10 protein-coding genes and 1 tRNA gene are annotated in these 12,372 nt (G+C 60.7%); 2 read left to right on the top strand and 9 right to left on the bottom strand.

Annotated features, from left to right (window positions below; all coding sequences use genetic code 11):
- The first annotated feature begins 13 nt into the window (after window positions 1-13).
- Window positions 14-469, top strand: a complete 456-nt coding sequence (locus ACM3N8_RS02525) for a YbjN domain-containing protein (protein ID WP_084214039.1) — start codon at window positions 14-16, stop codon at window positions 467-469.
- 213 nt (window positions 470-682) lie between these two features.
- Window positions 683-770: transfer RNA gene (locus ACM3N8_RS02520), tRNA-Ser, on the top strand.
- 370 nt (window positions 771-1,140) lie between these two features.
- Here ACM3N8_RS02520 and alr read toward each other — a convergent pair.
- The 9 genes from alr to ACM3N8_RS02475 form a co-directional block, all read right to left on the bottom strand.
- Window positions 1,141-2,295 (bottom strand): alanine racemase, encoded by a 1,155-nt coding sequence (gene alr, locus ACM3N8_RS02515; RefSeq protein WP_290016822.1) that lies wholly within the window; start codon window positions 2,293-2,295, stop codon window positions 1,141-1,143.
- A 443-nt stretch (window positions 2,296-2,738) separates the two neighbouring features.
- The gene (locus ACM3N8_RS02510) at window positions 2,739-4,370 is read right to left on the bottom strand and encodes a methyl-accepting chemotaxis protein (RefSeq protein WP_290016821.1); all 1,632 of its coding nucleotides are present in this window, start codon (window positions 4,368-4,370) and stop codon (window positions 2,739-2,741) included.
- 122 nt (window positions 4,371-4,492) lie between these two features.
- A complete protein-coding gene (locus ACM3N8_RS02505; RefSeq protein ID WP_416015413.1) occupies window positions 4,493-5,713 on the bottom strand; it encodes an EAL domain-containing protein in 1,221 nt (406 codons plus the stop codon).
- Window positions 5,714-5,715: 2 nt separating this feature from the next.
- The gene (locus ACM3N8_RS02500; protein WP_416015412.1) at window positions 5,716-6,792 is read right to left on the bottom strand and encodes a protein-glutamate methylesterase/protein-glutamine glutaminase; all 1,077 of its coding nucleotides are present in this window, start codon (window positions 6,790-6,792) and stop codon (window positions 5,716-5,718) included.
- Window positions 6,789-7,652 (bottom strand): CheR family methyltransferase, encoded by an 864-nt coding sequence (locus tag ACM3N8_RS02495; RefSeq protein ID WP_416015411.1) that lies wholly within the window; start codon window positions 7,650-7,652, stop codon window positions 6,789-6,791. The genes ACM3N8_RS02500 and ACM3N8_RS02495 overlap by 4 nt, the downstream gene beginning before the upstream one ends.
- On the bottom strand, window positions 7,649-8,179 hold the full coding sequence (locus ACM3N8_RS02490) for a chemotaxis protein CheW (protein WP_416015410.1): 531 nt from the start codon (window positions 8,177-8,179) through the stop codon (window positions 7,649-7,651). Before ACM3N8_RS02490 ends, ACM3N8_RS02495 begins: the two co-directional genes overlap by 4 nt.
- 10 nt (window positions 8,180-8,189) lie before the next feature.
- Complete coding sequence (locus tag ACM3N8_RS02485; protein WP_290016817.1) at window positions 8,190-9,869, bottom strand: methyl-accepting chemotaxis protein; 1,680 nt, start codon at window positions 9,867-9,869, stop codon at window positions 8,190-8,192.
- Between the two features lie 43 nt (window positions 9,870-9,912).
- Window positions 9,913-12,051 carry a chemotaxis protein CheA gene (locus ACM3N8_RS02480; RefSeq protein ID WP_290016816.1) on the bottom strand — a complete coding sequence of 713 codons (2,139 nt, stop codon included), beginning with the start codon at window positions 12,049-12,051 and terminating at the stop codon, window positions 9,913-9,915.
- Window positions 12,038-12,358: an STAS domain-containing protein gene (locus tag ACM3N8_RS02475; protein WP_098984280.1), complete on the bottom strand. Its 321-nt coding sequence runs from the start codon at window positions 12,356-12,358 to the stop codon at window positions 12,038-12,040. Before ACM3N8_RS02475 ends, ACM3N8_RS02480 begins: the two co-directional genes overlap by 14 nt.
- Between the last annotated feature and the right edge of the window lie 14 nt (window positions 12,359-12,372).

Raw genomic sequence — 12,372 nt, 5'->3', positions numbered from 1 at the left:
TCGTGTCGTGGAAATGATGAATATCCCCAGCTCTGAAATGATAATGCGTTGGTTGCAGCAGGCTCGTATCGAGCACTATGTCTGCGATCAGTGTCATGGCATCCACATTGTCTCCCTGCAGTCCGTCGACGGCATCCAGGAGAGCCGGATCTTTGTCGAAGAGGAAGGGCTGCTGTTTTCATCCGAGCTGGAAGTACGTCCCTCCTCGCTGCTGCCGCTGATGGCCGAACTGGGTCGCCTCAACATGCAGTACCCGTCGCTCAAGGTGTTCCTCGACATTATCGATGACAACCTGCCGCGCCTCATCGTGGGCCACACCGTCTTCACCAAGGCGGGTCTTTCAGTGGAACAGTTCCTGCTGTTTGTCGAAAGCACCACGGCCGCGACCCATGAAGTGGTGTCCGAATGCGAGCGCCTTGGCTTCCTGAACCTGCCCGAGATCCTGGTCGCGCCGGAATGCGTGCACTGATTTGTGCGTTAAATGTGCGAACGATTCGTCAGGCAAAAAAAGCCGTTGACGCCGGCGGGGCTTTCCCCTAAATTACGCCCCGTTCCAGCGCAACAGCGCCGTGAACACAGTGTTGGCTGAACACGTTAAACAACAGACCAAAATTTGGTGATGTGCCCAAGTGGCTGCCAGTCGATGGTATTGGCAAGCAACGGCACATGACTAAAACAAATTGGTGAGGTGTCCGAGTGGCTGAAGGAGCACGCCTGGAAAGTGTGTATACGGCAACGTATCGAGGGTTCGAATCCCTCCCTCACCGCCAAATAAAGCAAAAGGGCCTGTCGAAAGACAGGCCCTTTTGCTTCTCCAGTGCTTGCTGGTGCAACCCCTATCCAGGCTCGGCAAGCGGACAGGCTCCGCCATGCCGGGCCGCCGAAGCTGACGGAGGGGCTGCAACTCATGATGCCCGGCGCCTTGATCACGCAGACGCTGGTCGGGTTTGATATCGACTAGCCAGGACAAGATTCTGGGGTCTGCGTCGAGCAACTCGCCCAGGGTCGGAGCGGCTGGCCAGCGTGAGCCCGCCTCAGCCACCAGAGGCTTAGTCACACCTGGCGCAGTCCGGCTGCGCCGGGTGTTTTTTAGATGCCGCCATGCCTCATCTCTCCCGAGTTGAGATGGGGGAGCCTGTGCTAGGCCGTGACTCGCCGGGCGTGGCCTGCATATGAGGGCATATCGGCGTCAGCCAGCGACTGTGCATTGGCGCAGGGCTGGGCAAGCGTGACGAACACCCGGGAGGTGAGGCGGGTCAGCAGTTCATAGGGGATAGTCCCTATCTTCTCCGCCACCTGTTCCACCGGCAGACCCTCTCCCCACAGGATGACCTCATCCCCGCACAGGTCGCTGGCGTGTGGCCCGAGATCGACCGTGATCATGTCCATGGAGACCCGGCCGACGATGGGCACCCGGCGACCATTGACCAGCATGGGCGTCCCCTCGGGAGCCATGCGCGGGTAGCCGTCGCCATAGCCGACCGCGACCACCCCCAGGGTGGTGTCGCGCTGGGCCACCCAATGGGCGCCATATCCTACCGATTCTCCCCGCTTGCACTCTCTGATGGCGATGAGCTGGCTCTTGAGGGTCATGACGGGGCGCAGCCCATGATCGGTGGCCAGCTGACCTCCGAAGGGGGAGGCGCCATAGAGCATGATGCCAGGTCTTATCCAGTCGCTGCGTGAACCCGGCCAGGCCAGGATCCCCGCCGAGTTGGCCATGGCCCGCTCGCCCGGCAGGTGGGCGGTGAGCAGGTTGAACGCCTCGATCTGCTGCTGGGTGGCTTGGTTCTCCTGCTCGTCGGACTGGCCGAAATGGGTCATCAGATGGAATGGTTGTACCACGCTCCTGCAATGGCTCAGTCGTTCGATGAAGGCGGGCAGATCCTGCGCCCTCACCCCCAGCCGGTTCATCCCGGTATCGAGCTTGAGCCAGACCCTGATGGGAGTGGGCAGCTTGGCCTGTTCGAGCAGCGCCAGCTGATCCCAGGTGTGCAGTGTGGTCTCTAGATTGTGCTCCGCCAGCAGCGGCAGCGCCTCGGCCGAGAAGAAGCCACCCAGCACCAGAATGGGTTTGGTGATGGCATTGGCACGCAGCACCAGCGCCTCTTCGAGTCGCGCCACCGCATATGCATCCGCCTGGACCAGGGTGTTGGCGACCTGCAGCAGACCATGACCATAGGCGTTGGCCTTGAGGACCGCGATGATCTTGCTGTGGGGGGCGTGACGTCGCACGACGGCAAAATTGTGATGGAGCGCATCGACATCGATGCTGGCCGTAACTGTGTTCATCATGGGATCGGGTGTCTGCTCGATGAGGATCTGGGTTGGCTGTTCGTCTCAATCTTGACCCGCTGGCTTGGGTGCCTTGTGTCGGGTCGCTGGAGCACGCAGCGGATGTTTGTTTATATGCTTTAAAATGTACGATTATGTTATCAGTTGTTTTTTATTTGGTAAATTACGTGGCGAATGGGAGCGCATTAATGGCCTGAATACGGGATATTCCTCTGTATAAATGTGCTTCCCAATGCTTTGTCTTGCTCCCTATCACGCGATATTTATCACTGGTTATGACCCGCCAAAAGGCAGGGGTTTATGTGGGTTTTTCAGTGAGTTGGCGGCAGGATCCGGCTCGGATTGATGGGGTTTGACACGGATTGGGGGCCGAGACGGGCCGGATGAAGGCGCAGGGGAGGGGGAAAAGCAGGGCTGCCGGGATGGCAGCCCTTGCTGGCCTGTTACACCTTGAAGAAACCTATGCCCTGGTTGAGCTGGTGGATGATGTCGGTCAGCTGGGAGGCATCGTGGTTGACGCTCTCGGCGGCGGATACGTTCTCCAGCGACATCTGGGTGATCTCCTCGACCGACTGGGCGATCAGCTGGCTGGCGGCGGCCTGCTCATGGAGCATGGAGCTGATCTCCTGGATGAGGCCCACCACCTTGCGGGAACTCTGATCCACCTGGGCCATGGTATCGCTGGAGCTGTCGGTGGTTTCTCGCACCCTGCTCATGCTGTCGGCACAGGCATTCATTCCCTTGACCGCGCCTGTGGCCCCCTGCTGGATCGACTTGAGCATCTCGTTGATCTCTTGCGTCGCCTGGGTCGTCCGCGCCGCCAGGGTGCGCACCTCGTCGGCCACCACGGCAAAGCCACGGCCCATGTCACCGGCCCGGGCGGCCTCGATGGCGGCGTTGAGTGCCAGCAGGTTGGTCTGATCCGCCACCCCCTGGATCATCACCGAGATCTGGCTGATGCGGGTGATGTCATCGAACAGCCCCTGCACCTGTTTGGCCGAGTCGTTGACGGCCGTGGTGACCTTGAGCACCTCTTGCGAGGCGTGCTTGACCTGCTCTTCACCCGAATGGGCAATCTCCCCCGACTGCATCACCACGCTGTTGGCCTGGTTGGCGAAGGAGGAGAGCTGGGAGACCGAGGTGGTCAGCTCTTCTACCGATGCGGCTGTGTTGGCGGTCGCCAGCGACTGTTGCTGGGAGCTGGTGTTGACCTGCTGGGCGGCGGCGACCAGCTGGGAGGAGCTGGCGGTCAACCCTTCGGCGGCGCGCTGCATGGTCGAGACGATGTCGCGCAGGCTGTGGCGGGTGCTGCTCATGGCTTGCTGCATCTGGGTCAGCTCGTCGTTGCCTTCCGCACTGTCCTGCGCCGTGAGATGCCCTTGCGCCAGCTGCTTCAGCTCGCTCATGATGGCGAGCAAGGGCAGATTGATGCTGCTGCTGAGCAGCCAGCCCAGCAACAGGGAGAGCATGACGGATCCGGCGAGTATGGTGTAGGTGGCGGTGGTGATATCGGTGACGATCACGTCGCTGTCATCATAAGCCTTCTTGCCGAGCCCCTGATTGATGTCCACCAGCTTGCTGAGCAGGTCGTCGACCACCTGGAAGCTGGCGGCGGCTTCCCCCTTCATCAGCTTGATGGCGGTGTCGTTGTCATTGGCTGCGCTTGCCGTCATGGTTTTTTTCGCCGCTTCCTTGTAAATCGGCCAGGCTCTGTCCACCTCCGTCAACACGGATTTTTCCTGATCGGAGGTTTGGGTTGCCCGGTATTTATTCAGCAGGGCATTCATCTTCTGTTCGTAGCCATCCATCTGGCTGGCGATCTTGTCCATCCCCGCAGGAGTGGGCTCGATGACATAGTCAAACAGCGAACGGTTATGGTAGATGGCCTGCATATTGGCGTTGGAGACATCTGTGATGGGGGTCAGAATGTTGAGATACATGTCATTGAGCATGTCGTTGACGGTGGCGGTATTCTGTTTGCCGTAGAGCCCCACCCCGATCAGGATGAGGTTCAGCAACAGAAAAGAGACGATAAGCCGCGTCTTGATGGAGATCTGGCGAAGTAGGTTGCTCATGGTAGCCTCATGCTTGTTTTATTTGCGTTCCCTGCAGCGAGATTACGACTGCTCTCTTGTCATCTCACCCCTGGCCGGGTGAGCACCACAATATCGTTTCTGCATCCTTGTTATTTCACCCTTCATGTCACCCTGGCTTGCCATTCGGCAAACCAGGACGCTATCTGTGCCACAGGCAAGGGACGACTGACGTAATAGCCCTGGGCCAGTTCACAGCCCAGCAGGGCCAGTTGCCGCCAGTCCTCTTCGCTTTCAACCCCTTCGGCCACCGTCTTGAGCCCGAGCTTCTGGCTCATGACGATGGCTGAGGTCAATATAGCCAGCTTCTTCGGGCTGCTATGGGCGTCGTGGACAAATTCTTTATCTATCTTGATCTCGGTGAAGGGGCAGCGGGATAACTGCTTCATGGAGGAGTAGCCGGTGCCATAATCATCCATTGCGACGCCAAACCCCCTGAGCCGCAAACGGGCCAGGGTGCCCAATGACATGGAGAGATTGGACATGAAGGTGGTTTCGGTGACTTCAATAATGATGGCGTTGCAGGGCAGTTGATGCTCCTGCACGACGGCAATCATGTTCTCGACCAATTTATCCGTGAGCAGCAGGCTCACCGGCAAATTGATCGAGCAGCTGATGGGGCCGGGCAGGCTGGCCAGTGTCGTGAGCGCATCACAGGTGGCGTGCAGGAAGTGATAAAAGAAATCCAGCGCCAATTGCCCCTCTTCCAGATGGTGGACGAAACAGACGGGCGGGATCACGCCGTGTTCGGGATGGAGCCAGCGCACCAGGGCCTCAAAGCCATAGAGGCGCGAATCCGCCATCGTGATCTTGGGTTGCAGAAAGGGCACCAGTTGCCGGTTGTCCAGCGCCTGTTGCACATCGTCGGCGGTGAAGGCGAGCTGCATCCACTTCTTGTTCTCCCTGTGCACCAGGGGATCGCAATGCTGCAGCATGTTGCGCAGGTCGCTCTGTTTGAGCGGCTTGGACAGCACGCCTATCACCTCCAGGGTACCCGCATCGGCAATGGCGTGGATCACGTCCAGCACATCCCGCTCCACTCCGCTCATCACGGCCACAAACATCCGGTAGTGGGTATTTTTCTCCAGGTTGCTGATGAGCTCCACCCCGTCCATGCCCGGCATGTTGAGGTCGGTCAGCAGCAGATCGATGCGCTCGTCTATGTGCTCCAGTTGCTGCAACTTGTTCAGTGCATCCTGACCATCCTGAGCCACATGAACGTGGCCAAACCCCAGCTCCTGCAACAGGCAGGTCACCTCATACTGCTGGGTGCGGGAGTCATCCACCACCATAGCACTGCGTCCTTGCCATTTTTCCAACGACATAATTACACGCCTCGCTGATCCGGACGGCTGAGCGTCTGGGTGATGTGGGTGAGTGACATGACTTCGTCCACGCCGCCATGGGCTATGGCCTCCTTGGGCATGCCAAACACCACGCAACTGCTTTCATCCTGCGCTATGGTGCGGGCCCCTGTGTCGTGCAGCTCTTTCATGCCCCGGGCACCGTCGTCCCCCATGCCGGTCATGATGATGCCGAGCGCATTGCTGCCCGCGCTCACAGCCACCGAGCGAAACAGCACGTCCACCGACGGGCAGTGGCGGGAGACTGGCGGGCCTTCTTTCACCTCGGCCAGATACTGGGTGCCGCTGCGCTGGATCAGCAGGTGCTTGCCGCCCGGGGCTATGATGGCGACGCCCGGCAGCAGGCGATCGCCGGTGGCGGCTTCCTTTACCTCCAGCTGGGAGAGGCTGTTGAGCCGCTCGGCGAAGGAGGCGGTAAAGCGGGCCGGCATGTGCTGCACTATGGCCAGCCCAGGGCAACTGGCCGGCAGGCGGGAGAGCAGGTACTCCAGTGCCTGGGTGCCGCCGGTGGAGGTGCCTAGCGCGATGATCTTCTCCGTGGTGCGAAATGAGATCCGACCGGCCGGGGGGGAGAGCATCTCATCGGCATTGTGGCGCGGGACGACCGCAATCTGATTGGTCGCGGGCAGCAGATTGCGCAGCTTGGCACTGACGGCACCTCGTATCTCCTGGATGAAGTCGTTGGTCGACTGCTGCAGGAAGCTCTTGATGCCCACGCTGGGCTTGGTGACGATGGAGATGGCCCCCGCCGAGAGGGCCTCCAGGGTGATCATGGCGCCCTCCTCGGTCAGGGAGGAGCAGATGATGACGGGGGTCGGGCGCTCGGCCATGATCTTCTTGAGGAAAGTCAGCCCGTCCATGCGCGGCATCTCTATGTCGAGGATGATGACATCGGGCCAGCACTTCTTCATCTGCTGCATGGCGAAGATGGGGTCGAAGGCGGCGCCAATGACCTCTATGTCCGCAGCCTTGCTCAGCATCTGGGTCAGCACTTCCCGCACCAGGGCCGAGTCGTCGACGATCAATACCCGTATTGTCATGGCGCATCCTTTGCTGGCAGATGGTGATAGCGGGAAGGGGCCTCCTGCACCAGAGAAAGGTCCTGTTGGCGAATGACCTCTGAGTGCCCGACCAGCAGATAGCCACCGGGTCTCAACAGCTGGCAGAGCTGGGTCAGGACGCGGGCCTTGGTGGTGTCGTTGAAGTAGATGAGGACATTCCTGAGCAAAATCACATCGAAATTGCGCTCCTGATACTCGCCGCACGACAGCAGGTTGAGGTTGGCGAAGGCGACTTTTCTGGCGAGCGCCGGCTTGACCCGGATCTTGCCCGCGTATTCGTCGTGACCGCGCTGAAAGTAGCGCAGCCACAGATGGGGTGGCACATGGCGGGCCCGCTCGACCGAATAGATGGCACGCCGGGCAAAGGGAATGACGCGGGTATTGATGTCGGTGCCATGAATGCTCCAGCGTTCGTTGATGCCGAGCTGTTCGGCCAGCACCATGGCGGCGGAGTAAGCCTCCTCGCCGGTGGAGCAGGCCGCTGACCAGACGCGAAGCGGCTGGCTGCGACTGGCGAGCAGCTGCTCGGCATGGTGTTTCAGCCAGCTGAAGTGCTGGGCCTCGCGAAAAAAATAGGTCTCGTTGGTCGACAGCAGATTGATGGCAAGCTGGCGTTCCTGGGGATCGAGGGGCTGGTTTATCCGCTCCCAATAGGCTTGATAGCTGGTGAGCTGCAACGCCCGCAGCCGCTTGGCGAGTCTGGATTGCACCAGCGCCCGCTTGCAGGGGGCGAGATCTATGCCCGCCGTGTTGAGGATGAAGCGTCGAAACAGATCAAATTCGCTCTGACTGAGGGTCGGGACCAGCTCTGGCGTGAACAGCGGCGCCGCCATGTTCATCCGCCTTGCTCTTGCGAGAACAGCTGGCCGGTGGCGGCCTCGGCCATGGCGCTCAGCTCTGTGATGGAGAGCGCCTTGTGCATGTCGAGCAGGATGGCAAACCGCTGATCTATGGTGACCACCCCCTGAATGAAGTCGCCCCGGATGTGGGTGCCGAAGGTCGGGGCCTGCTCTATGGTGTCGGTTCGGATCTCCAGCACCTCGCACACCGCATCCAGCAGCATGCCGATCTCCTGCTCCTCCCCATTGCTGTTGGGCAGGGAGAGGATCGCGACGCAGGTGGTGTGCAGCAGCGGGGTCTGATCTCTGCCAAAGCGGATGGAGAGATCGATCACCGGTACCACGGCGCCGCGCAGGTTGATGATGCCCCGCACGAAGCGCGGCATCATGGGGACCGGGGTCATGCCTTCGAACTCGATGATTTCACGGATGCAGCCTATGTCGACCCCATACAGCTCCCCTCCCAGCATGAAGGTGACGCAGTGAAAATGGGAAGCCGTGGCAGCAGGAGCAAAGGTATCTCTCATCGGCCTGCTCCTAATAGTTGGTGAACTTGCCATCGTCGATTTCCCGCTCCAGATCCTCTTCGTGGAAGGGCTGCTGACGAGCTGGTCCCTTCTTCGGCTTGATGCGTCTGGCGGCGGAGTAGGTGGCACTGTGCAAGGGATGGGGTTGGCGGTTGTTGCCCCCCCTGAGTGTGAACTGCTGCATCAGCTCCTGCAGTTGCAGGGCGGTGGAGCTGAGCTCTTCCGAGGTGGAACTGAGCTCTTCCGCCGAGGCGGCCGAGGCCTGCATGCCATCGCTTATCTGGGTCACGGCTATGTTGATCTGGGAGACGCTGGCCCGCTGCTCGCGGGAGGCGGAGGCTATCTCCTGCACCAGGGTGGCGGTCTGATCGATGCCGGGCAGCATCTCGCGCAGCAACGAACCCGCCTGCTCGGCCACGCTGACGGAGCGACCCGCCAGCTCGCCGATCTCCTTGGCGGCGGTTTGTGACCGCTCCGCCAGCTTTCTCACCTCGGCGGCGACGGTGGCAAAGCCCTTGCCGTGCTCACCGGCCCTGGCCGCCTCGATGGCGGCATTGATGGCCAGCAGATCCGTCTTGTTGGCGATGTCATTGATGACTGTGATGCGCGAGGCTATCTCCTTCATGGCGTGGACCATCTCGCCAACTGCCTTGCCACTGTCGGTGGCGCTGCTGGCGGCCTTGGTGGAGATGTTCTCGGTCACCCTGGCGTTGTCGGCATTCTGGCTCACTGTCGCCGTCATCTCCTCGACCGAGGCGCTGGTCTGCTCGACGCTGGAGGCGAGTTCGGACGACGTCTGGGAGAGGGCATTGGCGGTGGCGGCGACCTGCTCGGAGGCCGAGCCTATCGCCTCCGACATGGCACCCACCTCGTTGAGGGTATCGGAGAGGCGGTGGGCCATGCTCTTGATAGCGTAAAGCAGGCTGCTGGTGTCGTCGGCTCTGAGCAGCACAGGGGTGGAGAGATCGCCGTCGGCGACGCGGGCTACCACCTGCACCGTATAGGAAGGATCTCCTCCCAGCTGGCGCAATATGCTGCGGGTCACCAGCAGGGCCAGCACGAAGCAGATAAGAAAGGCGCTGCAGGCGATGGCGATCATGATCTGCAGATTGTCCCCATAAACGATTTTGCTGTCGGCTAATGACTGGGTGGCGAGTTTGTCATTCAGGTTGACCAGGTTGGTGAGAAGATCGTCAGCAACATTGAACGCCGGTCGCCCCTGTTCGGTCAGCATGATGGCGGCTTTCTGGTTATTGAGATTGTCCCCCGCATCGGATTGCACAGTCCGTATGATGCTGTCGGCTATGGGTTTGTAAATTGCCCATGCCTGGTCAAAGCGAGCCAACAGATCTATTTCTGGCTGGGTGAGGGAGGTTTTGCGGTACTTGTCGATCAGTTCATTCATCTTGCTTTCATAGCGCAACATGTTGTTTTCATTTTCTTTTCTTGTTTTTTCATTGCTTTCAAGCACATAACGATAGAGGGCCCGACTCGTGTATATGGCCTGTATATTGGCGTTGGCCAGATCCTTGATGGGGACGAGCTGATTGGCATGCATGTTCTCGACCAGCGTTGCCATCTCCTTGGTGGAGGAGTAGCTGGTGAGCGTCAGCACGCCCAGCAACAGCATGAGAATGGAAAACGAGAACACCAGCTTTGTTCTGACTTGCAAGTTGTGAAACCAGTCCATGGCTCTACTCCGTGAATCCTGTCAGTGACAGTGTGGTCTGTGGTCAATGCCTGATGGTGAACAGGACGTCGGCCTGCTGATGGAGCAAGTGTTGCTCCCGCCGCCACGCCAGCTGAATGAGTTGGGGTACGTCGAGGATCAGCGCCGGCTGGCCATTGCCCAGAATGGTGGAGCCGCTGACGTAACGCAGGGATTTGAACAAGTCTCCCAGCGGCTTGATCACCGCCTGCACTTCCCCTATCAGGCGATCCACCACGATACCGGCGCGGTTGTCGGCGTAATCGACCATCACCACGAACTCGGGTTCGGTCGCCGCCGGCAGGGCAAACAGTTCGCGCAGGGCGATGAAGGGAACCCACTCCCCGCGCACGTTGATCTGGCGACTCTGGCTGTGCAGGGCATCCGGCGGCAGGTCGATGCACTCGACCATCATGTCGAGGGGGATCACCAGGGAGGCGTGATCCACCTCAATCCGGAAGCCGTCTATGATGGCCAGGGTCAGGGGCAGCCTGAGCCGGAAGGTGGTGCCTGCACCCAGCCGACTCTCTATGGTGGTTTCACCGCGCAGAAAGTCCAGATTGCGCTTGACCACGTCAAGCCCGACCCCGCGCCCCGAGAGATCGCTGACATCGGCGGCAGTCGAGAACCCCGGCAGGAACAGCAGCTGGAAGATCTCCTGCTCACCGAACACCTTGCCCTCCGGCACCATGCCCTGGGCGTGGGCCTTGGCGAGGATCTTGTCGCGATCTATGCCCCGGCCGTCATCGCTCACCTCCACCACAACGGCACCGGCGTCATGGTAGGCGTTCAGGGTGATCACCCCTTGCGCCGGCTTGCCGGCCGCCAGCCGAAGTGCCTGATCTTCGAGGCCGTGATCGGCGGCATTGCGCACCAGGTGCATCAGGGGATCGGTCAGTTTCTCGACCATGGATTTGTCGATGTCGGTGTCGGCGTTGCGGATCTGCAGCTGGATCTCCTTGCCCGTCTGCTGGGAGAGTTCGTGCACCAGTCGCGGGAAACGGTTGAAGATCTCGTTGATGGGCACCATGCGCAGGGTCAGGGCATCGTCACGTATCCCCTCCACCAGGGTGTTGACGGTGGCGACTGATTCGATGAGCTCCGCATCCCCCCTGAGCCTGGCCTGCAGTGTGGTGGCCGAGGTGGCGATCACCAGCTCGCCGACCCGGTTGATCAGGCGATCCAGCTTGGCCGCCTCGATCCGGATGTAGTGCCCTTCGGCGCGCAGCTGCGGCTTGGCCTGAACCAGGGGGGCGGGGATGGGGGCCGGCTCGGGCTCTGTTGGTGTCGGCGTCGTGGCGGCACTCGACAAGTCACCGCTCGCGATGCGGGCGGCTTCCGCTTCGGTCAGTGCCTGAGCGGCCACCCAGCGTTGCAGTTGGGCCGAGAGCGGTTCATCCCGCCATGCCGCCAGCCGTTGGCCCTGCTCGGCAAACAGCGCCAGATCCTGATGCGGCGTGAGCACGCTGATGAGGCTGGCGTGGGCGACAAAATCGAAGGTGCCCAGGATCCGTTCTCTGGGCTCGGCACTGAGCAGGCCTATCTCGTAGCCGAGAAAACATTCTGTGGGATCGAGCAGTTGCAGCGGTGGCCACTCGTGCCAGACCGGCTGGATGAAGTGGATCCGTCCCAGATTGGCCAGGTAGCGGATGAAGGCAAGCAGGTCGAAGCCATCCTGATACAGGGCCGGATAGAAGCGCAAGGAGAGGTGCCAGGGGCGCAGATCCTGCGAGGCGACGGGAGCCGGCGAGGGCATGGCCAGCGGCTCGCTGGGCAGGGTCTGGTGACCCTGCAACTGGGAGAGCAGGGCCAGGATCTGCTGGGTCTCGGTCTGCTGCAGTTCGGGATTATGTTCGGCGCCCTGCAACAGATCGCGCAGTTGATCGTTGCAGGCCAGCAACAGGTTGATCAGGTGTTCATCCAGCGCTATCTCGCCGCTGCGCAGCCGCTCCAGCATGTTTTCCATGGCATGGGCGAAGCGCACCAGCATGGTCAGCCCCAACATGCCCGCCGAACCCTTGATGGTGTGGGCGGTGCGAAACATCAGGTTGTAGGTGTCGGGGTGGGCCGGATAGCTCTCACGATCCAGCAGGGCATGTTCCAGGTTGTCGCATTGCTCATAGGCCTCTTCGAAAAAGAGGGCGCGGGCCTTATTGATGTCCATGAATCGCCCCCTCTGAGCCTACGTCTGCCCACAACCCCAGCTCGGTCAATACCTCGTGGGCGACACACTCATCGCTCGCCAGCAGCCGCAGCCGCTTGCTCTGCTGGCTTGCTTCCTGCTGCAAGATGGCGATGAGCTGGGCGCCACAGCCGTCGAGCACCTCCAGCGGGTTCAAGTCCAGGTTCAGGTCGGCAAAGTTGAGCAGGCCGAACAGATCGTCCTGCAGATCCCCCAGCGTCATTATGCTCAGTTCACCGCTCAGGGTGGCGGTGGGGGGCGTGTGCCGGGTATCGAGTTCCAGGCTCATGACAGTCGCTCCCG

Origin of the sequence: Aeromonas sp. A04, from assembly GCF_047780465.1 — a bacterium.
Taxonomy (GTDB): Bacteria; Pseudomonadota; Gammaproteobacteria; order Enterobacterales; family Aeromonadaceae; genus Aeromonas; species Aeromonas bestiarum.
Note: the sequence above shows the minus strand (reverse complement) of the source record. Positions and strands in the feature narration are given on the sequence as shown.

Bases quoted from the DNA above. Each gene is read 5' to 3' on its own strand.
- ACM3N8_RS02480 (WP_290016816.1), bottom strand. From the start codon at position 12,051: ATGGACATCAATAAGGCCCGCGCCCTCTTTTTCGAAGAGGCCTATGAG.
- ACM3N8_RS02505 (WP_416015413.1), bottom strand. From the start codon at position 5,713: ATGTCGTTGGAAAAATGGCAAGGACGCAGTGCTATGGTGGTGGATGAC.
- ACM3N8_RS02495 (WP_416015411.1), bottom strand. From the start codon at position 7,652: ATGAACATGGCGGCGCCGCTGTTCACGCCAGAGCTGGTCCCGACCCTC.
- ACM3N8_RS02485 (WP_290016817.1), bottom strand. From the start codon at position 9,869: ATGGACTGGTTTCACAACTTGCAAGTCAGAACAAAGCTGGTGTTCTCG.
- ACM3N8_RS02525 (WP_084214039.1), top strand. From the start codon at position 14: ATGATGAATATCCCCAGCTCTGAAATGATAATGCGTTGGTTGCAGCAG.
- ACM3N8_RS02475 (WP_098984280.1), bottom strand. From the start codon at position 12,358: ATGAGCCTGGAACTCGATACCCGGCACACGCCCCCCACCGCCACCCTG.
- ACM3N8_RS02500 (WP_416015412.1), bottom strand. From the start codon at position 6,792: ATGACAATACGGGTATTGATCGTCGACGACTCGGCCCTGGTGCGGGAA.
- ACM3N8_RS02490 (WP_416015410.1), bottom strand. From the start codon at position 8,179: ATGAGAGATACCTTTGCTCCTGCTGCCACGGCTTCCCATTTTCACTGC.
- alr (WP_290016822.1), bottom strand. From the start codon at position 2,295: ATGATGAACACAGTTACGGCCAGCATCGATGTCGATGCGCTCCATCAC.
- ACM3N8_RS02510 (WP_290016821.1), bottom strand. From the start codon at position 4,370: ATGAGCAACCTACTTCGCCAGATCTCCATCAAGACGCGGCTTATCGTC.